The following is a 24,328-nucleotide window of genomic DNA, read 5'->3' as shown; positions in this document are numbered from 1 at the left end:
ACACGGATTAGTTGGTGGAGGCTAGGAAAGATGCGCTCGCACCGCCGCTTCATGAGCGTCTAGTTCCGTCACCACGTCATCTGTGGTCTTCAAAGCCTCCAGCTGGATTTTCCGTCCACTGGTGGCCGCCACAAATTGAGCGGCAGCGCCCAGCATATCGGCATGCAGATGCGACAAAGGATGTGCGCCGCATCCATTAAATGGCGGCGGTGAGTTTGGCTTGATGTCGGGAGCGTCCTGGCGCGGAGACGACAGCGTCAAAAGCTCGCTGAGATCGTTTGCCGCTTTGTCGCGCTCGTTTAGGTGCTTCCCCGGCAGCCAACGGTTAGCGACCGTCTTGATAATCGAAGTGTGATCGAACTGAGTATGGCAAATCGTTCCAGCTTCGATCAGCGGCGAGACGACGACGGCCGGCACCCGCACGCCAAATCGATTGAAAAGAAATCCACTGCCGCCCGGCTGGCCATACGGAATTACTTTGCCATCCGGAGAGCACGTCCACGGCAGTGGTGTCGGCACGTGGTCGTAGGTGCCTCCATGCTCATCGAAAGTGATAATGAACAGGGTGCTCTCCCAGTCAGGACTGTTGCGCAGCGCTTCGTAAATCGTGTAGATCAGCTCGTCGCCGTACAGCACATTCGTGGCTGCTCCAGTGGCTGTGACCGCAAACGCCGGATGCATGTCATTCTCAGGTCCATACTTTCGACTGCACAGCATGTTTGGCTCGATGAACGTGTAGGCCGGCAGGCCTCCCGGTTTCTTTGCGTCTTCGAGAAACTGTTTGAAGGGAAAGAAGTGATCGAGCGGCAAGTATTCCCAAAGCCGTTCCTGAGTTATCAGCGCATTACAGAGCAGTAGAGGTCCGCCGTGATATACCCGCCAATCGAAATTAGCCTCTGACAACGCGTTATAGATCGTCTTTGTCTTGTTGAGCAGATAGGCAATGTCCCAGGGGTGTGGGCCTGTCTTCCAACCGTTCGTCACGTAACCCGAAGAAGTAGCCGCGTGCACGAAAGATCGATTCGGAAAAGTCTGTGTCGGCACTGAGCTGAACCACTGGTCGCATACCGCATAAGCGTTCGCGAGTCCGTTAATCACGGGCAGGCTCGCGGGCGTGAAGCAGTTCATGATGATGCCCGGATCAAAGTCCATCGGTGTGTTACCGCGAAACAGCCATGACAGCAAGCGACCGCAACCCTTCTGCGGCGCGCCCGCAGCTTTGATTGCATTGGCGTAATTGATTACAAAACCGTTCATCTCGGGTGAAGTCGTCGGATTGGGAATTTCGTCCGGCGGTGGGTTGTGGCCGTACATCTGTCCGTAAACTTCAGCGTAGGGTTCGAATGGATCAGGATAAGGATCCGTCATCACCGTGCCCTTGCCCACGTAGGCCTTGCCCCCGCTGGGCGTCGGATTCCACAAGTCCTTGCCCGATACTCCGTCGAAGGTTTGTTCGCGCGGCGGCTTGTCAAACGGCGGTTTGTTAGCCGGGTCGTACAGCCAGCCCAGCACGTTGTCGAACGAGCGGTTCTCCATCATCAAGGTGACGATGTGATTGATCCGGTTCAGTTGAGAGTTTGAGGGGGCCATTGTTTTCTCCGGTCGACTATGCTTGTATGGAAGGTTTTCCGTCCGCTCCGTTTACTACTATTGGAGCACGACCGCAAGCTAAAAATTTCTGAAAGACTGAGGACGAGTTGGGTGACCGTTCCAGTTTAGAAGCCAAACTCAATCAGAGAGACGCCGGCTGAACCGGCATGTGCCGGAACAACAAACGTGATTTAGAGATGACGTCTGTTTTAACGAACCACACCGCTGATTGGGCTCGACGCGCTGGCGTACAGCCGGCGGCTCATTCGGCCGGAGAGAAAGGCGAGCCTGCCCGCTTCGATCGCCAGCTTCATCGCCTCAGCCATCTTCGCTGAGTCCTCGGCCTCCGCAATGGCCGTGTTCATCAAAACCGCGTCCGCGCCGAGCTCCATGGCAATGGTCGCATCGCTGGCAGTGCCGACGCCGGCATCGACGATGATCGTCGCATCAGGCAGTTGTTCGCGCATGATGCGCAAGTTGGTAGGATTTTGAATGCCGAGGCCTGATCCAATCGGTGCCGCCAACGGCATCACCGCTGCGCACCCGGCATCGAGTAGCTTCTTCGCCACAATCAAATCATCGGTGAAGTACGGCAGAACAATAAATCCCTCTTTCACCAGGATTCGAGCGGCTTCGATCGTCTGTTCGTTATCGGGGAACAACGTCGTTTGATCGCCGATGACTTCCAATTTGATCCACTCAGTCTCCAGCGCTTCCCGCGCCAGCCGCGCCGTGCGCACCGCTTCCTCTGCTGAGTAACAGCCGGCCGTGTTCGGCAGAATCTGCAAAGCCGGATCCAGATGATCCAAAAACGATTCGCTGCTGTGATCGAGTGGCACGCGGCGCACGGCGACCGTAACCATCTCTGCGCCCGAAGCGCGGTGCGCCGCTTTCATTTCGTCGAAGCTGCGGTACTTTCCCGTCCCGATAATCAGACGCGAGTTGAACGCCTTCCCTGCTACTTTTAATTGATCGGTTATTGCGCGAGCGGGTGACGACATTAAGGCTAATTCCCTTCCTTGAAGCTACTGACGACTTTACACCGCCCGAAGCTGAAATAGAAAACTGCGACAGTAATGACGTGCTTCTCGTCTTCGGGTATGGACTTTCGGCTAGCCCGTCTATTTCTAGCCCGTCTATTTATTGATGGTTCGCATCGGACCGATTCTCTTGCTGAATGGGAATTGCACTTATACACTGCGGCAAATTCTCAGCATGAGCAGTCCTGTCGTCCAAAATTCATATGCGGGCGTTATTCGGCGTCTCGGGGCATATGCTGTTGATGCAGTGCTGCTTTTTGTTGCTTTCGGTCTGCTGCTCGGTTCAATTGTCGGCTTGGTGATTTATCTCACAGTTGGCTTTGACTGGATGCAGAACGGCTGGCTCTTATGGGCGTATGTTTTCACGGTCATTTCATTCCCTCTGTGGCTGTATTACTCACTCTTTGAGAGCAGCGCGCGGCAGGCGACCATCGGCATGAAGTGTTGGGCTTGCGCGTCACACGCTTGAATGGTGAGCGCATCAGCTTCGGGCGTGCCTTATTGCGGACGGTTGTAAAGCTTATCCCGTTTGAGGTTAATCATGCGGTGATGTTTTTACCTGTGCCGATGGCGGGCGAGCCGAACCCGGGGTTCCGCCCCGGTTTCATTCTGGTTAGCTTGCTGATGATGGTGTATTTGGCGAGCGTGATCCTGACGCGCCGCAAGCAAAGTATTCATGACCTTGTCGCAGGCACAGTGGTCGTGCGTAACAGATAAGGCCGCCTCTAACAACGGCATGTACACGATCCCGGTTATTTTCTTATCTCTTCCGCAGGCGCGCCTAACAACTGATTAGATCCTGTCTGTGCATCCGCCCCCGACGAAATGAACAATTTCGATCTGATCTCCGTCTTTCACCGTGGTCGTAGGCCAATCGCTTCGTCGCACAATCGTCTTGTTGACTTCCACCGCAATTCGCTGCGGTGGTAGCGCCAACGTATCGATCAGTTCGTTAAGCGACCGAGAGTCCTGTGGAAATTCGCGCGGCTCGCCATTGATTTGAATACGCACGTGGGTTCGACAGTTAGGCGGGATGAATGATGCGGCGCAGCTCAGCAACTTCGCCGTCAGCTTCGGCGCGAATTAGAATCGCGGCCCGGCCGGTTTTGAAATTAGGCAACGTGACCGAAATCGCCGAGCGACCTGCACTATCTGTCGTTGAATAGGTCGATGACGGTTGAAAGCTGCTGCCCAGGACCTTCATGGTTATGTTTGCTTTTGCCGCCGGTGCTCTCCCTGATTCTGTTCGCTTCGTTACTTCAATACGCAGAGTGACGGACTCGCCCGGGCGCAGTTGCTTTTCGTCCAATAGACTAACCGTTAGGGCATCCTCAGCTTCCTCGGAAATCGAAAAACGCTCTAATGGAACGACGGCGGGTGCCTCAAGCGCCGGAGTGCTCTCAGGCGCGATGCGCTTAGCCACCTCTTCGCCCATCTTAAGCGGCGGGGTGGGCGCCCCAACTGGTACTTCAGGTGAAATGGGCGCGCGCTCACCCATCCGCTTTAACTCTTCAATTCGGCCCGCGTGCACCGCAGCACAAATCAGCTTGTGCTGGCGTTCCAGTCGCTCAACCAAAACCTTCTCTTCAAATCCGCTGGCGATCAGATCATCGTAGGGAGCACGCTTACTGGCGAGAATCGCACCACCCGTGTAAACGAGCGACAGAATCACCGGCGTGCGCAAACCCTTGTCTTCGGTTTGCACGTGATAGACGACACCATTGTGCTCGACGTCTGTGTTGTAGCCGGTAATCACTCGATGGTCAGTAGTTCAGGTTCGTCGCTTGGGATGCATTCGTATCTAACATCAATCGGACGGTAGCACAGCGATTTTTGGACGGTCAATCATCGGTTAATGATCGCGATTTCAAACTTGAGATTACGGCAGATTGATCGCTTGACACCCCTCTGACGCAGCATTAGGATGAGGCTTGTACAATGATTCTCAAGCAGTCGGGCGGCAAAGCGCCAAGAGCGAAGGGCAAAGTGTGAAAACCTTCGGTCTGCTTCTCAGTACTTTGCGCTTAGCACCTTGCGCTTGGCCACTTAGCTCTTAGCACGCGTCATGAGTTTCAATCTAGCTGACTACTTACCCGTGCTTCTCATGTTCGTCGTCGCCGCCGGTTTCGCGGTGACGATGGTGGGGCTGTCGCAGCTTGTCGGGCAGCGCAAGCGCACGCGCACAAAATTGATGCCCTATGAATGCGGCAAAGACCCGGTCGGCTCAGCCCGTGAACGCTTTTCGGTTAAGTTCTACCTGATCGCGATGATCTTCATCCTGTTCGATATTGAAGTCATCTTTCTGATTCCATGGGCGGTGGTGTTCCGCACGCTCTCATCGCCACAGTACGGACTGGCTAATCTGATTTTCTTCGAGATGATCATTTTTATCACGCTGCTTGCGGCGGGTTTGGTTTATGTGATCAAGAAGGGCGCGCTTGATTGGGGCGAGCGCGCGCGCCGCGAGGCTGAAGCGGAAGCTCGCTTATTAGATGCCGCTGTTTCACGTTCCAAGTTTCAAGTTTCAAGTTCGTCGAAAGCGGCTTAACTCGAAACCCGAAACTCGAAACTCGAAACCTGGATTTAGTTATGGGACTCGAAAATGTCATAGCCGAAGCGCTGCCTGAGGTACTGACCACGCGCCTCGATTCGCTGATCAACTGGGCGCGCAAGTCTTCGCTCTGGCCGGCGACTTTCGGCCTGGCCTGCTGTGCGATCGAGATGATGAACGTCACGAGCTCGCGGAACGACCTGGCCCGCTTTGGCGCGGAAGTCTTTCGCGCCTCGCCCAGACAAGCGGATGTAATGATCGTTTCCGGGCGCGTTTCCCGAAAGATGGCCCCGGTGCTGCGCCGAATTTACGATCAAATGCCTGAGCCAAAGTGGGTCATTTCGATGGGCGCGTGCGCGACGTCGGGCGGCGTCTTCGACAACTACGCGATCGTCCAGGGCGTAGATAAGGTTGTGCCGGTTGACGTTTACATCCCCGGTTGTCCCCCGCGGCCTGAGATGTTGATTCATGCGGTGATCATGCTCCAGGAAAAAGTGATGAAAGAGTCGGTGCGCGATCGTCGCGACGCTCAGGAAGACGAAGCGCGCGAAGCGATCACCCCCGGAACGCTGCCCGTCACCGACGGATCGACTTTAGATCAGCCCGAAAGAATTCAGCCCCAACCGTACACAATCGCTTCGACACACGAGAAGCGCCGGTCGTTTTAGAGCTTGCGCAAAGGTCAAACGTAAATGTCTGAACTGCAGCAGCCAGAACACCCCCACACGCAAACTTCAGAACCCAACCAGAATCAGACGCCGTCGCAGATTGCGGAGGCGTTGCAACGCGATCATCCCGAATGGGTGGGCGAAATCATCAACGCCCTGGGCGAGACCACCGTCATCGTGCCGCGTGAGCACATAATCGAAGCTTGTAGTCTCCTGAAGACTACGCCGGGTCTCGACTTCGATCTGTTGACCGATTTGTGTGGGTTCGACCGCGGGCCCGAAGAAGAGCCGCGCTTCGAAGTGAACTACCACTTATTCTCGACCACTCGGTATCACCGGCTGCGTTTGAAGGTAGTGTTGCATGAAGAAGATCCGCACGTAGCGACGGTCACCGGCGTCTGGCGCACTGCCAACTGGCACGAACGTGAAACTTACGACTTGTTCGGAGTAGTTTTTGACGGACATCCGGACTTGCGGCGCATCCTGCTGCCTGAAGATTGGCAGGGGCACGCGCTGCGCAAGGATTTTCCGTTGCGAGGATATGAACCGTATTCGCTGACTTAGTTTCAAGTTCCAAGTTTCAGGTCAAGTTACTCTCGCGAACTTGCAACTTGGAACTTGTAACTTGAAACCTGAAACCGCAATGAGCGCAGTCGCCAACATTCCGCCGCAGTTCGAGGTCGTTGATCGTCCGCTCGACTCGCAGATGACGATCTCGATGGGGCCTCAGCACCCCTCGACGCACGGTGTGCTGCGCCTTGAACTGGTGCTGGACGGCGAAAGTGTAGTCAAAGCCACGCCGGACATCGGCTATCTCCACACCGGCATGGAGAAGCTGTTCGAATATCGCAAATACCAGCAAGGCATCGTCATTACGGACCGGATGGATTATCTGAATCCGCTCGGCAACAACCTCGCGTACGTGATGGCGATCGAGAAGCTTCTGCAAATCGAGATCCCGGAGCGTGCCCAGGTGATTCGCGTGATGATGTGTGAACTTCAGCGTATCGCTTCGCACCTCGTCTGGCTCGCGACGCACGCCCTCGATCTCGGCGCGATGACGGTTTTCTTCTACTGCTTCCGCGAACGCGAAAAGATCATGAATTTGATCGAGGCCGCTTCCGGAGGGCGCCTGACACCGTCATATTTTCGCGTCGGTGGTTTGATGATGGACTTGCCTGCCGGCTTTGACCGGCGCGTCCAGCAGTTCCAGGCCGATCTTCCGAACGCGTTGGACGAATTCAACACGCTGGTCACCGGCAATCGGATTTTTCAGAAACGAACGCAGGGCATCGGGTACATCTCGGCGGAAGATGCGACTGACTGGGGCTTGTCAGGCCCGATTCTACGCGGCAGCGGCGTGGCGTTGGATGTTCGTCGCGCTAATCCGTACACCGGCTATGAAAAATACGATTTCGAAATTCCGGTGGAGCACGATGGCGACGTCTGGGCTCGTTATCTGGTGCGCATGCGCGAGATGCGCGAGTCACACAAGATCGTTCAGCAGGCTTTGGCGCGCCTGAAACCCGGACCCGTGAAAGCCGACGCGCCAAAGGTGGTGCTGCCCGATCGCGAAGCGATGAAGCGGCACATGGATGCGCTGATTCACCACTTCCTTTTAGTCGCCGAAGGCGTGGATGTGCCGCCGGGTGAGGTCTATCACCCGATTGAAGCGTCGAAAGGCGAGCTCGGCGTTTACATTAAATCGACCGGTGGGCCGAAACCTGCGCGCGTGCATTTCCGCGGACCGAGCTTCGTGAATTTGTCGGCGCTACCGCACATGGCGCGCGGCGCGATGATCGCGGACATCGTGGCGATCATCGGATCGTTGGATATTGTTCTGGGCGAAATTGACCGATAGTTTCGGGTTTCGAGTTAATTCATAACCCGAACTCGAGACTCTGAACTCGAAACTGTTAAGCGATGACGACCGAGCTAGTTAACATTCAGCCACTCTATCAACCGGTGAAAATGTCCGGCGAGATGGCGGTGTTTTCGCCGGAAGTGGAAGCGGAAATTGATTGGCATCTGGCGAAGTATCCATCGAAACGTTCCGCGATTCTGCCCATCATGTTTATCGTCCAGCGCGAGCGCGGCTATCTGGATGGCCCGGGCGTTTCCTACCTGGCGAATCGGCTCAGTCTGCGCATCACGGACATCTGGGAAGTTGCGACCTTCTATTCGATGCTGCACACGAAGCCAATCGGCCAGTACCACATTCAGGTTTGCAAGACACTCTCGTGCAAGCTGCTTGGCGCGGACAAGATTACCGAACAGTGTTCGCAAAAGCTGGGCATCAAACCCGGTGAGACGACGGCGGATGGAAAGTTTTCATTGTCTTTGGTTGAGTGCCTCGGCTCGTGCGGCACGGCCCCTATGTTCCAGGTGAATTTTGACTTTCACGAGAACCTAACGACTGAGAAGGTTGATCAGATTCTCGATTCATTGCCCTGAGAATGTCAGTAGTCAGTTGTCCGTCGTCAGTTGTAGCGACGGACTACTGACTACTGACAACTGACAAAAGCATGTTTATCGGCGCCATCGGATGTGAACCTCTTCAGCTGCGGCGAGTTCATCTCGAGAACTCGCATTCGCTCGACGTGTATCGTGCGAACGGCGGCTATGAAGCGCTCAAGAAAGCCCTCGATTCCATGTCGCCGGACGACGTCATCAACGAGGTTAAGAAGTCGCAGTTGCGCGGCCGGGGTGGCGCTGGATTTCCGACGGGCATGAAGTGGAGTTTCGTTCCGAAAGATTCACCGAAGCCCAAGTACGTCGTCTGCAATGCCGATGAATCTGAGCCCGGCACGTTCAAGGATCGCTATCTGATGGAACGCGATCCGCACATGTTGATTGAGGGCATGCTGATCGCGGCGTACGCGCTCGGCGCAAAGACGAACTACATCTACACACGTGGCGAATACAAGTACCTGATCGACATCATGGATGTGGCGTTGGACGAAGCGCGGGCGGCGGGATTGCTCGGGCAAAACATTCTCGGCACGAACTTCTCCAGCGAAATCTACACGCACACCGGCGCGGGCGCTTACATTTGTGGTGAAGAGACGGCGCTGCTCAGTTCGCTCGAAGGATATCGGGGGCATCCGCGGATGAAACCTCCCTTCCCTGCGGTCTCTGGCTTGTACGCATCACCCACGGTGGTGAACAACGTCGAGACGCTCACGGCCGTGCCGGACATCATCACGATGGGCGGCGAGGCCTATCAGAAGCTCGGCACGGAAAAGAGTGGCGGCACGAAGCTCTGGTCGGTATCCGGTCACGTCAATCGGCCCGGCGTATACGAATTGCCGATGGGCTATGACGACATGGAAAAGTTCATCATGGAAGACTGTGGCGGAATTTCTAATGGCAAACAGTTGAAGGCCGTGATTCCCGGCGGCTCATCCGTTTACATCATGCGTGCCGATCAGATTATCGGGAAAGACGTGCGCATGGATTACGAAGGGCTGGTCGCGGGCGGCTCCATGGTCGGCTCAGGCGGTTTCATCGTGATGGACGAAACGGTCGATGTGTTTGAATCGACGAAGAACCTGACTGAGTTTTACAAACACGAATCGTGCGGCTGGTGCACACCGTGTCGCGAAGGCACCGATTGGCTGGTGAAGATTTTCAAACGGATTGAAAACGGCGGCGGCCGCGACGGCGATATCCAGTTGTTTCTGGATCTTTGCGACAACATCGAGGGCAAATCGTTCTGCCCGCTCGGCGATGCTGCCGCCTGGCCGATACAGTCGGCGATCAAGAGGTTTCCCGAAGATTTTGAGAAGCACATTTTAAAGAATTGATTCATTTGTTCATTGATTCATTGAATCAATGATCCAATGACCCAATGGATCAATCAGACTCAATAAAGGTCACTATCAACGGCGCGGACTTTCAGGTCGCGAAAGGCGCACGCCTGATCGACGTCTGCCGCGACAACCGGTTCGATATTCCGTCGTTCTGCTATTACGCGGATCTCGCTCTCCAGGCGTCGTGTCGCATGTGTCTGGTGCGCATCGAGAAGATGCCGAAGCTGCAAACCTCCTGCACGATCATCTGCACCGATGGCATGGTTGTCACCACCCAGAGCGAAGAGATTCAGAAAGCCCAACGCTCGATGCTCGAGTTTCTGCTCGCGAACCATCCGCTCGATTGCCCGGTGTGCGATCGCGGTGGCGAATGCGAGCTACAGGAGCAGACTTTTGACTGGGGAAACCTGGAAGAGCGCTTCACCGAACAGAAAAATTATCATCCGGAAAAATATCTTTCGCCGATGGTGGCGAACGATCCGCAGCGGTGCATTCTTTGCAAACGCTGCACGCGCGTGTGTGACGAGTGGATGGGCGAGCAGGCGATCGAAGCCGGCAATCGCGGCGCGCACACGGTTATCGGCACTTATGGCGGCTGGCTGAATTGTTCACAGTGCGGCAACTGCATTGAAGTTTGTCCCACGGGCACCCTGCTGGACGGAACCTATCGGCATCAGGCGCGGCCGTGGGAACTCAATCAAAACGTTTCGACATGCAACTTCTGCTCGGATGGCTGTCAGTTGTCGATCGGCTCGCGCGGGACCGAGGTGCTCCGCGTCGTCGCGCGCGATCGTTACGTGAACGGATTAAACGGCGAGTTCCTCTGCATCAAAGGCCGCTTCGGACACCCCTTCATCGATCATAGCGAACGCATTCGCACGCCGCTGATTCGCCACCAGAAAGGCGGAAAGCTGATTCCCGCAACCTGGGATGAAGCGTTGAGCTTCGCAGTCCGGCGCCTCAGCGAAATCAAGCAAACGCACGGCGCTAATTCGATCGGCGTGCTTGGCAGTCCGCGGCTGACGAATGAAGCGCTCTATTCGCTGCGCAAGTTGGCCACGGAAGCCATCGGAACTGAGAATTACGGAATCTCTGATGCCTTTTCGTTAAAGCCGTTCTTCGACAATCTGGGCGGACCACTGGCTACACATCGCGACATTCGTTATGCGAAGACGATCGTGTTGATTGGCGGCGAGCCGGAAGAGTTACAGCCGCTTACCGGAAAACAGATTCGCCAGGCGGTCCGCAACGGCGGCGCGCAATTAATTCTCATCAACAGCGTCCGCATACGTTTGCGCGAACAGGCCTCGCAATTCATTCACCTTCGCCCCGGCAGTGAAGACGCAGCCGTGCTCGCATTGGCGAACGCAAGCGATGAGCTCCTGGCAAGCCGCAAGATGGATGTCGACGCCGCCGAGATCGAAGCCGCACGCAAAGCGATTACCGATACACAGGGCGACGTGATCATTATGTTTGGCGCCGAACTCAGCGGCGCCTCCCAGGCTGTCGTTGCACAAATGCCGTACACGTTAGGTGGCGAAGACCGCCGTGTGCTGCTGCATCCGCTGCCGCTCTACAACAACAGCGTCGGCGCGCTCGACATGATGAGGGATGGCAAAGAGGGCGTTGAATTGCTTCGTAGCGAATCGCTTCGCGCCATGATTCTGGCGGGCACGCCTTTGACGAACGTCGCGGGCGACGCGGGTCTTATTCCGAATTGCGAATTCATCGTCCTCTCGGAATTGTTCCTGACCGCGGCGGGCGAATACGCCGACGTCGTTTTCCCTGCTGCTTCATATGCCGAAGTTGACGGCACGTTTACCAACAATGACGGATTCGTGCAACGCGTGCGGAAAGCCATCGAACCCCTTCATCAATCGAAAGCCGATTGGCTGATTGCGGCGCAGTTGGCCAGAGAACTCGGCGTGGACTTCGGTTTTGAAATGTCGGCCAGCGCAGTGTTCCGGGAAATCGGAGAGCGCGTGCCTTCATATTCAGGTCTGCGTTATCCGTTGTTGAAGGATGAAAGTAACCCGGTTCAGGTGAAACACGCGATTGCGGCACAGCGCGAACTATCAAACGATTTCTCAACGATCCGCGCCGCAGTCGAAGCGATGGATGAAACGGCAAACAAAGAGCAGCTGACGCCCGAAGTTGGCCACGAGCTCTTCAAGCTTGGAACGCTGACCGAAAAGGTGCCGCAGTTTCATTTGCTGGCGGCCGGTAACCCCAAACCCGAGAGTGTGTTGGTTTCACCGTTGTATCAGATAACGGTCGATGGGAAATTGGGTAAACGAGCCGTCGCCTAACGACCGTACTTTGTATTTCGTGCTTTGTACTTTGATGTCTGTTCAAAGAGGTTCGCTTTGTGCGAACTAAGCTTTTGGGTCCGGACAACAAAGCCAAAGCTCAAAGTACGAAGTACTAATCTCGAATGGCAGATTTAAAACACGTCGCACTGCTAATGGTGGGCATCCTGATCGCCTTCTTCGTCGTAATGACGATGGTGGCTTACACGGTGCTGGCTGAGCGGCGCGTGCTTGGATTTATTCAAGGCCGTCTCGGTCCTAACCGCGTCGGGCCCGGCGGATTTCTGCAACCACTCGCTGACCTCATAAAGTTCATCTTCAAAGAAGACATCGTCCCCGACAAATCGACCCGCTTCATTTATTTCCTGGCGCCGATCATCGCCACCGTTGCAGCGCTGATGACGATGGTCGTTTATCCGTTCGGGCCCGAAGTCAATCTTCCGGTTCTGGGCCCTATTCGCCTCGTGATCGCGAGGTTCGACGTCGCCCTGCTCTACGTGCTGGGTGTCACGTCGGTGGGTGTCTACGGAATTGCGCTCGCCGGCTGGTCGTCGAATAACAAGTACAGCCTGATGGGCGGCCTGCGTTCGGCGGCGCAGATGATTTCGTACGAACTGGCGCTGGGCCTGGGACTTATTGGCGTAATTCTGCAATCCGGCACACTCGATCTTTACAGCATTGTCGAGCAGCAAGCCGGGCACCTGGGCATTACCGGATGGAACATGTTCTGGGTGCAGCCGCTCGGCTTCATCATTTACTTAATCGCGGCGATTGCTGAGACGAACCGCGTACCTTTTGATTTGCCTGAGGCGGAGACTGAATTAGTCGCCGGCTTTCATACTGAATACAGCGCGATGAAGTTCGCGCTCTTCTTCCTCGCCGAATACGTCAACATGTTCACCGTGTCGATGCTGGCGACGACGCTTTTCCTCGGCGGTTGGAACGGTCCATTCGTTCAGCAAGTGCCGTGGCTCGGCGTTTTCTACTTCTTCGGTAAAGTGATCCTGTTCCTGTTTCTCTATATTTGGCTGCGCGGAACTTTGCCGCGCTTTCGTTTTGATCAGTTGATGGCCTTCGGTTGGAAATACCTGGTCCCGGCCGCAATCATCAACATCATCCTGACGGCGACGGTGCAGTGGCTCGGGGTGTTCGATTATGTGGGCCAATATCTGAAGACTTCGAACGGTTGGTGGGGGTAAGCCTCCGTGCCGACTCTGTGTATCTCTGTGTCTTTGTCGTAGAGCCTGCTTTTTAACCACAAAGACACAAAGGACCACAGAGGTTCACAAAGAATTAATGACAGCAGCGCTCTTCATTTTGTTTGCCGGCATGGCGATTGGTTGCGCGATTTCAATGGTCGTGCAGCGCAATCCGCTTTACAGCGCCATTTCGCTTATCGGTGTCTTCATCTCGCTGGCCTGTCTCTATGTGATGCTGTCGGCGCCCTTCATCGCCGCTGTCCAGGTCATCGTTTACGCCGGCGCGATCATGGTGCTGGTCGTGTTCGTGATCATGCTGCTGAACGTGGAAGACGCAGAGTTAAAGCTTCGCATGCGGGCCCTCGTCCCGATTGGCATGATGCTGGCGGCAATCTTCTTTGCCGAGACGGCCTTCATCATCTACTTCGTCCAGGCATCGCCGGCCACACCCGCGGCTACAGTTTCGGATATTGGACAAACCGCCTCAATCGGCGGCGGGCTGTTCACGACCTATTTGCTGCCGTTTGAGATAACGTCGATTTTGCTTCTGATGGCGATTGTCGGCGCGATCACGCTCGCGCGCACGGGCGGGTTGTTGTCACCGCGAGCCGTCGTGGTGCCGGGTCATCAGGTGCTGGCGAAGGATATTTTGGATCCCCTGGCGGGTGACGATCCGACCCCAATTCAATCACGCACGACTGATGAAGTGGAAAGAGTCCTGGGCATCGAAGGGGTCCCGCACGCAGAAGAGAAAGACGTTTAGATCGAAGTCAATGGAACCACAGCTTTCATGGTATCTCGCGCTTTCGGCCGTGCTATTCACGATCGGCGTAGTCGGCGTCATGCTGAAGCGCAACGTCATCTCGATGTTCATGTGTATTGAACTGATGCTGAATGCCGTGAACCTGACCTTCGTCGCGTTTTCGAGTTTCTTCCGCGATGTCTCAGGTCAGTTGTTCGTTTTTATCGTCATGACGGTAGCCGCCGCGGAAGCCGCCGTGGGTCTGGGAATCATCATCGCCATCTTTCGCAATCGCGAGTCGTTGGATGTCGATGATGCGAGCAATCTGAGATTGTAGTCAGTCGTCCGTTGTCAGTCGTCAGTTGTTCGAAGGCCGTGACTCTGAGATTTCGTTAAAACTGACCACTGACAACTGACTATTGACGGTTTTTGATGGAGAACAACCTCCTCAGTTTAATTATCTTCGCTCCGCTGGCCGGCGCAGTCATCAACTGGCTCGTCGGGCGGCGTCTGCGCAATGAACGATTCATCGGCATCGTAGCTTGCGCGGCGGTGGGAATTTCGACGGTTATCGCTTTCTTCCTGGCCTTCAAATCAGACGGCGCGCTCCACGCAACGCAACCGATCATGGATCACCTGTTCACGTGGATCCACGTCGGCAGCTTCCGGGCCGACTTCGGCCTGGCGATGGATCGACTCAGTGGTATCTACGCGCTCTTCATCACCTTCGTTGGCTTCCTGATTCACGTTTTCGCAACCGGCTACATGCACGGTGATCGCGGTTATTACCGCTTCTTCGCGTATCTGAACCTGTTCATGTTCGCGATGCTGACGCTGATACTGGCTGACAATTTCCTCCTGATGTTCGTCGGTTGGGAAGGCGTCGGGCTGTGCTCGTATCTGCTAATCGGTTTTTACATCGACAAGAGTGAAGCCGCGCCCGCAGCGAAAAAAGCGTTCATTGCCAACCGCGTCGGGGATTGGGGATTCATTCTCGGCGTCATGCTGATCTTTTGGCTGACGTCTGGTGCAGGAGCACCCTCGATTAGTTTCTTCGATAAGACGGGATTAACCAGCGCGCTGACGACTATTGCCGCGATGCCCATGGATCCGTTTGGCTGGCGGATTATTTTCGCCGGCGGCATCACTTCGGTGGCCGTACTTCTCTTCATCGGCGCCACTGGAAAGAGCGCGCAGATTCCTCTGTTCGTATGGCTGCCGGACGCGATGGCCGGCCCCACACCCGTGTCGGCGCTGATTCACGCCGCGACGATGGTTACCGCCGGCGTGTACATGGTGGTCCGTTGTTCGGCGATTTACACGCACGCGCCCACCGCGATGTTCATCGTCGCGATTATCGGCGCGGCCACGGCGCTCTTCGCCGCCACGATCGGGTTGGCGCAAAACGACATCAAGAAAGTTCTCGCGTACTCAACTATTTCACAGCTCGGTTACATGTTTCTCGCGTGCGGCGTCGGCGCGTTTGTTGCGGCGATCTTTCACGTAATGACGCACGCTTTCTTTAAAGCGCAACTGTTTCTCGGTTCCGGCTCAGTCATTCACGGCATGCATCACGAGCAGGACATGCGCCGCATGGGTGGGCTGCGCAAGTACATGCCGGTTACTTGGATCACGATGTGCGCGGGCTGGTTGGCGATTTGCGGCGTGCCGATCTTTGCCGGCTTCTTTTCGAAAGACGAAATCCTTTGGAAGACTTGGAGCGGGCATAACCCTGGCATCCCGCCGGGTCTCAACAAAGCGCTGTGGTTCATTGGCGCGGTGACGGCGCTGCTCACCGCCGTCTACATGACGCGTTTGATGGTGATGACCTTCTGGAGCAACGAGCGTTTTCGCGACAAGAGTCAAGACCATCATCACGGCGAGCACGGTCACGAGGTCGCGCATGAACCGCACGAGTCGCCAAAGTCGATGACGATTCCGCTGATCGTTCTGGCAATCCTTTCGACGGTTGGGGGGTTGGTTGGCGTTCCCTACGCGCTCAGTTCGATGGTTGGCGGTCATCCGAGGAACTATTTTGAAGAGACGCTCGCGCCGGTGATCAGCAAGGCTCCGGCTGCCGACGCGCACGGCACCGAGCCGCCGAAGGATGTGCACTGGCTTTCGCCCGAGCCTGAACACACTGATGGTAAACCTGCATTCACGCCGGCCCGAGAAGCATCGACGCATGGAACAGAACACGCAGTGCACAGCCCGGAGGAAATTCGCACGGAACGGCTGCTCACTCTTGTCTCAGTGCTCATCGCGCTGACCGGCATCGGGATTGGATGGGTAATGTTTAATCGCAAGCCGCTCCAACAGATGCCGCGGCTGCTCGAGAACAAGTATTACGTAGACGAAGTGTACGACGGCGCTGTTATCAAGCCCATTCATGTCCTTTCGCGCGAAGGTCTTTGGAAGATTTTCGATGTCGGTGTAATTGATGGAGTTTTGCACACGCTGGGTCGTTCGATAGTCGATCTCGGCCGAACATTTCGTTACATGCAGTTCGGGTTCCTGCGCGGCTACGCTGCGATCATTCTGACCGGCGCCCTGATCATCATCGGCTACTTCGCGTATCAAGGCGCGCAAATGTTGACGAGATAGTGTTTAGAGTCGGGCTACTGCCCGACAGTAGCGGCGGTAGCTCGCTGCTAAACAGAAACATGCAGAGTTACCTGCTGACAATTTTGATTCTTCTGCCCGTCATCGGCGCGGCGACGGCGCTTGTGTACGGCTTCACCCCGGGCGCGCGCGAATCGCATCACCGTTGGATTGCCCTCGGCTTCACGACGGCGGTGTTCATCGTCTCGCTGCTTTTGCTGAAAGGCGGAGGCGGCACGCTCGGCGGTTTTCAGTTTGAAGAAAACTATTCGTGGATTCCTTCGATCGGAGCGCGTTATCACGTCGGAGTCGACGGCATCAGTCTCTGGCTCGTCCTGTTGACGACGTTGCTGATGCCGATCGCAATTCTTTCCAGCTGGACTTCCGTCACAAAACATCAGCCAACGTACTATGTGCTCCTGTTGCTGCTCGAATCAGCGATGATCGGCGTATTCGTGTCGCTCGACCTGCTGCTGTTTTACCTGTTCTTTGAAGCTTCGCTCGTGCCGATGTTTTTCCTGATTGGCGTTTGGGGTGGCGAGCGGCGAATCTACGCGGCCGTCAAATTCTTCATTTACACGGCGGTCGGTTCGCTGCTCATGTTGGTCGGCATCATTGCGCTGTATTTCATTCATCAGCGCGCGACCGGCATCGGTACTTTTGATTACACGGTGCTGTTGGAAACGCTCCGCACAACCACCGGAGTGATTTCGCCGCGCGCGGAATTCTGGCTGTTCCTGGCGTTCGCGTTTGCGTTTTGTATTAAGGTGCCGCTGTGGCCGCTGCACACCTGGCTGCCCGATGCGCACACCGAAGCTCCCACCGCCGGCTCGGTGATTCTTGCGGGCGTGTTGCTGAAGATGGGCACCTACGGACTGCTCCGTTTCAACTTCGGATTGTTCCCAAATGCATCGCGTGACTTCGCCTGGCTCATGATCACCCTCGCAGTGATTGGCATCATCTACGGCGCGCTCGTGGCGATGGTCCAGCCGGATGTTAAGCGGCTGGTCGCCTACTCCTCTGTTAGTCACATGGGTTTTGTCGTGCTCGGCTTGTTCTCATTTACTGAGCAGGGGATGCAGGGCGCCTTATATCAGATGTTGAACCACGGTGTTTCCACCGGCGCGCTGTTTTTGTTCGTCGGCATGATTTACGAGCGGCGGCACACGCGCATGATCAGCGACTTCGGAGGCCTGGCGCGGCCGATGCCCTGGTTCTCGACACTCTTTGTCATCGCGTCACTTTCATCGATTGGCTTGCCGTTCATGAACGGTTTCGTGGGTGAATTTCTGATCATGCTTGGCGCCTGGCTGACCACCGCCGTGCAGAACGCATGGATTGTGACGATGCTCGCCGGCACCGGGGTGATTTGGGCGGCGGTTTACATGCTCTGGATGTTGCAGCGCGTGGTTTTCGGCACCAAAACAAGCGAAGAGAACGCGAAGCTGCACGACCTGAATCTGCGCGAAGCCTTATTGATTCTGCCGCTGATCTTTTTAATGTTTTTCATGGGAGTTTATCCGCAACCGTTCTTGAATCGTTCGCGCGAGAGCGTTGAAGCGGCGCGTCAACGAGTAGCTTCACCGCAGGAAGCTGCGCCGACGGTGGCGCACAAGTAGTTATGATTTTCGTCGTCAACGCAGTTTACGATCTGTTACTTCAGAGGATGAGGGCGCGCATGTGGCACAGACTTCAGTCTGTGAATTCATCCGGCGAAAACACAGACTAAAGTCTGTGCCACGCCCAACCCTCTCCCAAAGGGAGAGGGAGTAAAAGAATGCTTCTATTTCAAGTCGCTAATCCGGACGTTAACCTGGCGCTCATCCTGCCCGAGCTGATCGTCGCGCTCGCCGGCGTGATCGTGATGATCGTCGATGCGTTCAGTAACCCGCGTCAGCGACTGGTCACCGGCACGTTATCGGTGCTCGCTATGCTCGCGGCCGCCGCCGCGACAATTTGGTTGTGGGTGGCGCGTCCCCTAACGGCCAGTGCCTTCAACGGCATGATTGTGCTCGACGAGTTCCGTCTGAGCTTCACGATGATATTTATCGTCGTAGCGATCCTCACTCTCTTGATCGCGACGATTTGGATCGAGACGGAAAACCTGCCGGCCGGTGAGTTTCATGCACTGCTTCTGTTCGCGACCGCCGGAATGATGCTGATGGCTTCGGCCGGCGACCTGGTAATTGTCTTCCTCGGTCTCGAGATTCTTTCAATCGCGACTTACGTACTCGCCGGATTCAGGCGCACCGATACTCGATCGAATGAATCGTCTTTGAAGTACTTCATTCTCGGCTCGTTCGCTTCGGCGTTCTTGTTGTACGGGATCGCTTTGATTTACGGGGCGACGGCCACAAACACTCTGCCCGGCACGACGAACATCGCCACAATAGCCACGCGCCTCGATCAATCGTTGTATCCGCCGCTGCTGTTCGCCGGGATTGCGATGCTGATCGTCGGTTTCGGATTCAAAATCGCGACTGCGCCATTTCATGTGTGGACGCCTGACGTTTATGAAGGCGCGCCGACTCCGGTCACGGCGTTCATGGCCGCTGGGCCGAAGGCTGCCGGCTTTGCCTCTTTCATGCGTGTCTTCTTGTTCGGCTTTCCCATCGTGACGGCTGCAGCCAGCACCGCGGGCTTTGCGCATGCGGCGTGGGTCGGAGCACTCGCCATCATGGCCGCGCTGACTATGACAATGGGGAACGTCGTCGCCATTGTGCAAAACAACGTCAAGCGCATGCTGGCTTACTCGTCGATCGCCCATGCCGGCTACGCGCTGGTGGGATTTGTCGCGGCCGGAGCGGCAACTGATCCAGCACAGAGAAGCGCGGCCGTTACTGCTGTCATCTTCTACCTGCTCACCTACGCGGTGATGAACATGGGCGCCTTCGCGATCGTCACGCTCATCGCCCGCAAAGGCGACCAGCGAAACGAAGTCGAAGACTACAACGGCATCGGTTTCAGCTCACCGGTGCTCGCGTTCTCGCTCTCGATCTTTCTGCTGAGTCTGCTGGGAATGCCGCTGACCGCCGGCTTCATGGGCAAGATCATGGTGTTCAGCGCGGCCGTGAACCAGGGCTATGTCTGGCTGGTCGTGCTGGGTGTGCTGAACACGGCGATCTCGGCTTACTACTATCTGCGTTTGATTATCGTGATGTTCTTTAAGGAACGGACCGCGATCTGGGAACCGCCGCGTGTTCCGGCAGGCGTCGCCGTCGCGCTGATCCTCACAATCTTAGGCGTGTTCTATCTCGGTCTATTTCCCGGGCGCGTGATTAACGCCTTCAGCCCCAAGCCGGCGGGCCCGGTTGTAGTTCGCTAACATGTCCAACTCAGCGAGCGAACTCGCCTCGGCAATCCAGGACACCATGGGTGATTCGTGGATACCGCGGATTTACGGCGATCGGATTCTGAAAATGCGCACCCGCGCTTACGAATTCCCTGCCCTGGCGAAAAACGCTGAGCCGCAAATTCATCACACTCTGTTGGGAATTGAATTGAAAGTTGGGCGGCGGCGAATGCTTTGCCCGGATCTGGCGACCGCGCGCTATCTTTGCGTGTTCGCTCGCGTCGGCTGCAAAGCCGTGGCGATCCCCTACGACATTACGAAGATCTCTCACGTTGCGGACGAGCTCGAGAGCTCCTGGTATCGCATACTGCTGCTCGCGGACGAATCGACGCGCCAGGGGCCAGAGACACTTCGCGCGCGCGTGCGGCGCCTGCTGATCGAGCGAATGCGCGACGAAATCACACAGGCAGGCGCTGGAACGCGCGCTCCTGAGTTTGCCCGAAGTACAAAACAGCGCCAGCGATGATATAATTTCTCTTCGATTTCTTATGGAGCCGAACTTACAGCAAGTCCAAACGGAACAGCCGCCGGCAGACGGCGATCACACGCTGCCTTTTCCCTTCAACCAGCAAACGTTCTGTCGCTACGAATCGATTGAGCAAACAATCGATGCGGCGCGGGTGCTGGTCGTCGACAATCTGCTGCGTGATGAAGGCGATGTGTCTGACGTCGCGCGCAGCGAATGGGGCAAGGAAATCGGCGCTGAGTTAAAGCGCGAGCGCGAGATTGCGTCGCTGGCGATGCAAAACATCGTCACCAACGTCAAGCGGCTGGTCAAACAGCCGGCCACGCGAATTGCACACGTCAGCGAAGTCGCGGAAGCCGTGAAGGAATTCCAGCCTGACGCAATCGTCCTGAGCGGCACCCTCCGCGATTTCGATTACTACAAGCCGGAAATTCTCGACACGTTTAAAAGCTTCATCACGGCCACGCGTTTGCCGGTGCTGGCCATCTGCGGTGGGCATCAACTTGTTGGACTTAGTTTCGGTGTCCGCGTCTTGACCCTCGATCAGCAGGAACAGGAACAGCGACGTACTGGCCGGGTAACGGAATACCAGTATCGTTATGTGCGGATTGTTGAGCCCGAAGATCCAATCTTCGAGGGCATCGACAATCCGGAGTCGCGCCGCTGGCACGACTACACTCGCGAGGGCTGCATTCTGCGCGTCTGGCAGAACCACGGACTGCAACTCGATGGTGTTCCCGAAGGCTTTACGTTGCTGGCCACCTCAGTTCTCAGTCGCAATCAGATGATGGTCAAGCGCTCTGATGGTCAGTTGATTTATTCCGTTCAGTTTCATCTGGAAAAGTCTTTCGAGGATTGGCACAAAAACCCGACCCGCTGGGAACATCCGAATGAATCGCGCGACGGCCGGATCCTTTTTGAGAATTTCCTCAGACTCGCTTTAGAAAACCGCTAGGCTCTGTGGCGCCTCTGTGGTTCTCTGTGTCTCTGTGGTAAACGATCCTTCTTTCACCACAGAGGCACAGAGGACCTCAGAGATTCACCGAGACCATTGAAGCCGGACCGCCTGACAAACGAAACTCTGGTAACTGCGGCTAAGATTCTTGCGTCGCGCGATCGTCATTTAGGATCCATTTACAAAACGCTGGGCGTCCCACCCATGTGGGGCCGCCGGCCTGGCTTCGAAACGCTTCTGCGGATTGTCCTTGAGCAGCAGGTTTCGCTTATCTCAGCGCGCGCTGTTTTCGCGCGCTTAAAAACAAACATCGAACCGTTTACTCCTGCCGCGTTAATCTCGCGCGATGAGCAATATCTGCGCTCGCTCGGCCTGACCCGGCAAAAGGCTCACTACTGCATTCAAGTCGCGCACGCGTTCACGAACGGCGACCTGCAAGGCGTTGGTAGGTTGAGTGACGACGAGGCGCACGCGACACTACTGCGCATCAAGGGCGTCGGTCCGTGGACGGCGAACATCTACCTGCTGATGGCTCTGAAGCGGCCGGACATCTGGCCCGACGGGGATATCGCTCTGGCCACCGCGGTCGGCAGAGTTTGGAAGCTTGAGACGCGTCCCACGTTTCGTGAACTTGCCGTGCTCGCCGAAAAATGGCGTCCATACCGTTCCGTCGCAGCACGAATGTTGTGGCAGTACTACCTAGCTGAACGCGCGAAGAGATTGAAAGCATAAGTGGCTGGAGTATTCGCGATCAAGATAGTGCCAGATCGGAAGAATCGCCTTTTCTCAGGGCCGATCACAAGATGGCATACCCTCGCTGGTCAAGCTGATTCTCGACGTTCTTAGATCAGTCCATCTCGTTACTTCGCAATCGTTGAGGGCGCAGTAGCAAATTTCCCAACGTTAAGATCGACGTCACGAGGAACGTTTTCCATTGTCAGCTCCATGAGCCGATCGACAACCGCGGTCAAGTCATTCGTCTCGCGATAGATGCGGAGTTGTTCCTCGGCTGAGGTTCCGCGCTGGAGAATGGTGTGGATATGTTCGACTTCCTTGCGTGAACCGAGATCGTCAAGTACGTCGTCAACAAACTCTAAAAGCTCGAGCACTAAATCTCGCGTCGGCACTTCTTTCTGCTTCCCGAAATCAATCATCTTGCCTTCCAGACCCCAACGCACCGCGCGCCATTTGTTTTCCTGAATCAACATGCGCCGGTAGAGACGGAAGCCGAGATTTCTTTCAATCAGTTTGGTGAGCTTCGCGACAATCGCCTGGAACAGCGCTGCAATTGCGACCGTGTCGTCCACGCGCGTAGGAATATCGCAGATGCGAAACTCCAGCGTCGGAAAGACGGGATGCGGCCGGCAGTCCCACCAAATTTTCTTGCCGTCATTGATGCAGCCCGTCTTCACCAACAAATCGACGTAACGCTGAAACCCCGGATAGGAATCAAAGTGATCGGGAATGTCAGTGCGCGGAAACTGTTTGAAGATTTCCGACCGATAACTCTTCAAGCCCGTGTTATGACCCATCCAGAACGGCGACGACGTGGTGAGCGCGAGGATGTGCGGCAGAAAATAGCGCGAGGCATTCATGATGTGGATCTGGCGCTCGCGGTCCGGAATACCGACGTGAACGTGCAAGCCAAAGATCAAAAGCGAACGAGCCACGGTTTGCAGCTCCTGGACCAACAGCTCGTATCGCTCATCCTCGAAAATTTTCTGGTCCTGCCAACGCGAAATCGGATGAGTGGACGCGGCAACGATCCGAAGTCCGTTTTTTTCGGCAAGTGAGGCAATGACCCCGCGCAGGTTCGATATGTCGGCGCGCGCTTCCTGAATGTTTTGGCAAATGCCGGTGCCCACTTCGATCATGGACTGAATCATCTCGGGCTTGATCTGCTCCCCGAGAATCATCCGCCCTTCATCCAGAAACTCAGTGACGTGCGAACGCAGCTCCCGCGTTGCCGGATCAACGATCTGGAACTCTTCTTCAATGCCGAGTGTGAATTGGTCGAACATACCACGCTGCGGACAGCGCCCGCGTCTTACACTGTCACTTCATCCATTGCTTCATTATGCGCCAATCGGGCCTGAACTTTCGGAAACGTTCGTAATACAAGTGCTGAATCATGGTCAGGATCGATCCCCATCCGCCATATAAGTCGAGGTGAACATGCCACTCGCGCTCACCTTCCTGCGGGTCGATGTAAAGAAAGTGCAGCGACGCGCGTGGGCGGCCTTTCTCCAGAAAGCCGCCGGTGTTATCACGATGTCTGGCGAACGATCGCGTGAATTGTCGCCTGCTCTGCAGGTCAGTTTCAAGGTCGGACACGGCGCTGAAGTACATTCCCACGCCGCCGCGCCCATAAACATTGACGATTCGACCGACATGACGCCATAGGTCGGTCTCAATCAATCGGTCGGAGAGAAGGTCGAGCGCCTCATGTTTGTCCCGCGTCAGCGCGTTATACGCGCCCTCGTCGCCTTCGTGACCGTACAGCCCGCTAAGTTTTTCCCGGTAGCGCTGGCGCTTCTCTTCCGAAATTTCAGCCCAGACGAGCGGCTGTTCATCGATCGCGACCGCCATGTTCTATGCCGGTCGTAACCCAAGCTCCAACGCGCGACGCGTGTCGTCTGTCAACTCGTTGAATTTCACGCCTACACCTTCGCCGGGATTGCTGTAAACGACCTCTCCGGTGACGATCACGTGATCGCCGCCGATGGGTATGCGCAGCGCCAGCCTGGCCCCGACCGGAATGCGCGTCTGCGTGCTCATGTACAGGCCGCCAGGGCTGATGTCCTTAGTGCTCGCGACACCGGTTGATTCAGCTCCATCAAAGTGTACGTCCACGATCAAACGCGAGCGGTCGTGTTGCCGTCGATCATCGTGCGAAATTTCCTGAGGGTCTTCGGTTTCGGCCATGGCCTGTCCTTCGAAGTCTTATGGCGTTAACGCGCGTGATTCTACTCGATTATAGACAATTAAATCTATTTGTTACGCAACCGGATGCGCGAACCGCCCATTCGATTGACACTAAGAT

25 protein-coding genes are annotated in these 24,328 nt (G+C 55.9%); 18 read left to right on the top strand and 7 right to left on the bottom strand.

Features of this window, described 5'->3' with window-relative positions; translation table 11 throughout:
- Window positions 1-21: 21 nt before the first annotated feature.
- Window positions 22-1,590, bottom strand: a complete 1,569-nt coding sequence (locus VFX97_06510; protein HEX5702831.1) for an alkaline phosphatase family protein — start codon at window positions 1,588-1,590, stop codon at window positions 22-24.
- A gap of 209 nt (window positions 1,591-1,799) precedes the next feature.
- Window positions 1,800-2,591 carry a thiazole synthase gene (locus VFX97_06505; protein HEX5702830.1) on the bottom strand — a complete coding sequence of 264 codons (792 nt, stop codon included), beginning with the start codon at window positions 2,589-2,591 and terminating at the stop codon, window positions 1,800-1,802.
- Window positions 2,592-2,805: 214 nt separating this feature from the next.
- Between VFX97_06505 and VFX97_06500 the strand changes: the two genes are divergently transcribed.
- Together VFX97_06500 and VFX97_06495 are read left to right on the top strand one after the other, a co-directional pair.
- A complete protein-coding gene (locus VFX97_06500) occupies window positions 2,806-3,099 on the top strand; it encodes an RDD family protein (protein HEX5702829.1) in 294 nt (97 codons plus the stop codon).
- Window positions 3,081-3,347, top strand: a complete 267-nt coding sequence (locus VFX97_06495; GenBank protein HEX5702828.1) for an RDD family protein — start codon at window positions 3,081-3,083, stop codon at window positions 3,345-3,347. Before VFX97_06500 ends, VFX97_06495 begins: the two co-directional genes overlap by 19 nt.
- Window positions 3,348-3,422: 75 nt before the next feature.
- Here the strand turns inward: VFX97_06495 and thiS are convergent, their stop codons facing one another.
- Window positions 3,423-3,641, bottom strand: a complete 219-nt coding sequence (gene thiS, locus VFX97_06490) for a sulfur carrier protein ThiS (protein ID HEX5702827.1) — start codon at window positions 3,639-3,641, stop codon at window positions 3,423-3,425.
- 13 nt (window positions 3,642-3,654) lie between these two features.
- Window positions 3,655-4,386 (bottom strand): hypothetical protein, encoded by a 732-nt coding sequence (locus tag VFX97_06485; GenBank protein HEX5702826.1) that lies wholly within the window; start codon window positions 4,384-4,386, stop codon window positions 3,655-3,657.
- A 309-nt stretch (window positions 4,387-4,695) separates the two neighbouring features.
- Here VFX97_06485 and ndhC point away from each other — a divergent pair, with 309 nt between their 5' ends.
- From ndhC to VFX97_06405, 16 genes are all read left to right on the top strand, one after another.
- Window positions 4,696-5,178, top strand: a complete 483-nt coding sequence (gene ndhC / locus VFX97_06480) for an NADH-quinone oxidoreductase subunit A (protein HEX5702825.1) — start codon at window positions 4,696-4,698, stop codon at window positions 5,176-5,178.
- A gap of 41 nt (window positions 5,179-5,219) precedes the next feature.
- Window positions 5,220-5,849 carry an NADH-quinone oxidoreductase subunit B family protein gene (locus VFX97_06475; protein HEX5702824.1) on the top strand — a complete coding sequence of 210 codons (630 nt, stop codon included), beginning with the start codon at window positions 5,220-5,222 and terminating at the stop codon, window positions 5,847-5,849.
- A gap of 24 nt (window positions 5,850-5,873) precedes the next feature.
- Window positions 5,874-6,413 (top strand): NADH-quinone oxidoreductase subunit C, encoded by a 540-nt coding sequence (locus VFX97_06470; GenBank protein HEX5702823.1) that lies wholly within the window; start codon window positions 5,874-5,876, stop codon window positions 6,411-6,413.
- 79 nt (window positions 6,414-6,492) lie between these two features.
- Entirely contained in the window at window positions 6,493-7,710 is a 1,218-nt protein-coding gene (gene nuoD, locus VFX97_06465) for an NADH dehydrogenase (quinone) subunit D (GenBank protein HEX5702822.1), read from the top strand.
- A 62-nt stretch (window positions 7,711-7,772) separates the two neighbouring features.
- A complete protein-coding gene (gene nuoE, locus VFX97_06460; protein ID HEX5702821.1) occupies window positions 7,773-8,303 on the top strand; it encodes an NADH-quinone oxidoreductase subunit NuoE in 531 nt (176 codons plus the stop codon).
- A gap of 71 nt (window positions 8,304-8,374) precedes the next feature.
- Window positions 8,375-9,655: an NADH-quinone oxidoreductase subunit NuoF gene (nuoF, locus tag VFX97_06455; GenBank protein HEX5702820.1), complete on the top strand. Its 1,281-nt coding sequence runs from the start codon at window positions 8,375-8,377 to the stop codon at window positions 9,653-9,655.
- A 44-nt stretch (window positions 9,656-9,699) separates the two neighbouring features.
- The gene (locus VFX97_06450) at window positions 9,700-11,970 is read left to right on the top strand and encodes a molybdopterin-dependent oxidoreductase (protein HEX5702819.1); all 2,271 of its coding nucleotides are present in this window, start codon (window positions 9,700-9,702) and stop codon (window positions 11,968-11,970) included.
- A 125-nt stretch (window positions 11,971-12,095) separates the two neighbouring features.
- A complete protein-coding gene (gene nuoH / locus VFX97_06445; GenBank protein ID HEX5702818.1) occupies window positions 12,096-13,169 on the top strand; it encodes an NADH-quinone oxidoreductase subunit NuoH in 1,074 nt (357 codons plus the stop codon).
- Between the two features lie 97 nt (window positions 13,170-13,266).
- Window positions 13,267-13,932 (top strand): NADH-quinone oxidoreductase subunit J, encoded by a 666-nt coding sequence (locus tag VFX97_06440; protein ID HEX5702817.1) that lies wholly within the window; start codon window positions 13,267-13,269, stop codon window positions 13,930-13,932.
- Window positions 13,933-13,942: 10 nt separating this feature from the next.
- Window positions 13,943-14,248 (top strand): NADH-quinone oxidoreductase subunit NuoK, encoded by a 306-nt coding sequence (gene nuoK, locus VFX97_06435; GenBank protein ID HEX5702816.1) that lies wholly within the window; start codon window positions 13,943-13,945, stop codon window positions 14,246-14,248.
- A gap of 95 nt (window positions 14,249-14,343) precedes the next feature.
- Window positions 14,344-16,515, top strand: a complete 2,172-nt coding sequence (nuoL, locus tag VFX97_06430; GenBank protein HEX5702815.1) for an NADH-quinone oxidoreductase subunit L — start codon at window positions 14,344-14,346, stop codon at window positions 16,513-16,515.
- Window positions 16,516-16,574: 59 nt separating this feature from the next.
- On the top strand, window positions 16,575-18,131 hold the full coding sequence (locus VFX97_06425; protein ID HEX5702814.1) for an NADH-quinone oxidoreductase subunit M: 1,557 nt from the start codon (window positions 16,575-16,577) through the stop codon (window positions 18,129-18,131).
- A gap of 158 nt (window positions 18,132-18,289) precedes the next feature.
- The gene (locus tag VFX97_06420) at window positions 18,290-19,837 is read left to right on the top strand and encodes an NADH-quinone oxidoreductase subunit N (protein ID HEX5702813.1); all 1,548 of its coding nucleotides are present in this window, start codon (window positions 18,290-18,292) and stop codon (window positions 19,835-19,837) included.
- Window position 19,838: 1 nt separating this feature from the next.
- Window positions 19,839-20,330, top strand: coding sequence for a hypothetical protein (locus VFX97_06415; GenBank protein HEX5702812.1), 492 nt, complete (start codon window positions 19,839-19,841; stop codon window positions 20,328-20,330).
- A gap of 22 nt (window positions 20,331-20,352) precedes the next feature.
- A complete protein-coding gene (locus VFX97_06410; GenBank protein HEX5702811.1) occupies window positions 20,353-21,285 on the top strand; it encodes a hypothetical protein in 933 nt (310 codons plus the stop codon).
- A 96-nt stretch (window positions 21,286-21,381) separates the two neighbouring features.
- Window positions 21,382-22,017: a hypothetical protein gene (locus tag VFX97_06405; GenBank protein HEX5702810.1), complete on the top strand. Its 636-nt coding sequence runs from the start codon at window positions 21,382-21,384 to the stop codon at window positions 22,015-22,017.
- 128 nt (window positions 22,018-22,145) lie between these two features.
- On the opposite strand, the gene VFX97_06400 is transcribed toward VFX97_06405, so the two are convergent.
- From VFX97_06400 to VFX97_06390, 3 genes are read right to left on the bottom strand one after another with little or no spacing between them, the layout of a single operon-like run.
- Window positions 22,146-23,306 carry a carboxylate-amine ligase gene (locus tag VFX97_06400; GenBank protein HEX5702809.1) on the bottom strand — a complete coding sequence of 387 codons (1,161 nt, stop codon included), beginning with the start codon at window positions 23,304-23,306 and terminating at the stop codon, window positions 22,146-22,148.
- 34 nt (window positions 23,307-23,340) lie between these two features.
- Complete coding sequence (locus tag VFX97_06395; protein ID HEX5702808.1) at window positions 23,341-23,874, bottom strand: hypothetical protein; 534 nt, start codon at window positions 23,872-23,874, stop codon at window positions 23,341-23,343.
- A gap of 3 nt (window positions 23,875-23,877) precedes the next feature.
- A complete protein-coding gene (locus VFX97_06390) occupies window positions 23,878-24,210 on the bottom strand; it encodes a PilZ domain-containing protein (protein HEX5702807.1) in 333 nt (110 codons plus the stop codon).
- Window positions 24,211-24,328 lie beyond the last annotated feature (118 nt).

This window comes from Pyrinomonadaceae bacterium (assembly GCA_036277115.1).
GTDB lineage: Bacteria > Acidobacteriota > Blastocatellia > Pyrinomonadales > Pyrinomonadaceae > UBA11740.
The sequence above is the reverse complement of the archived record's forward strand: the minus strand, read 5'-3'. Positions and strand labels throughout refer to the sequence as shown.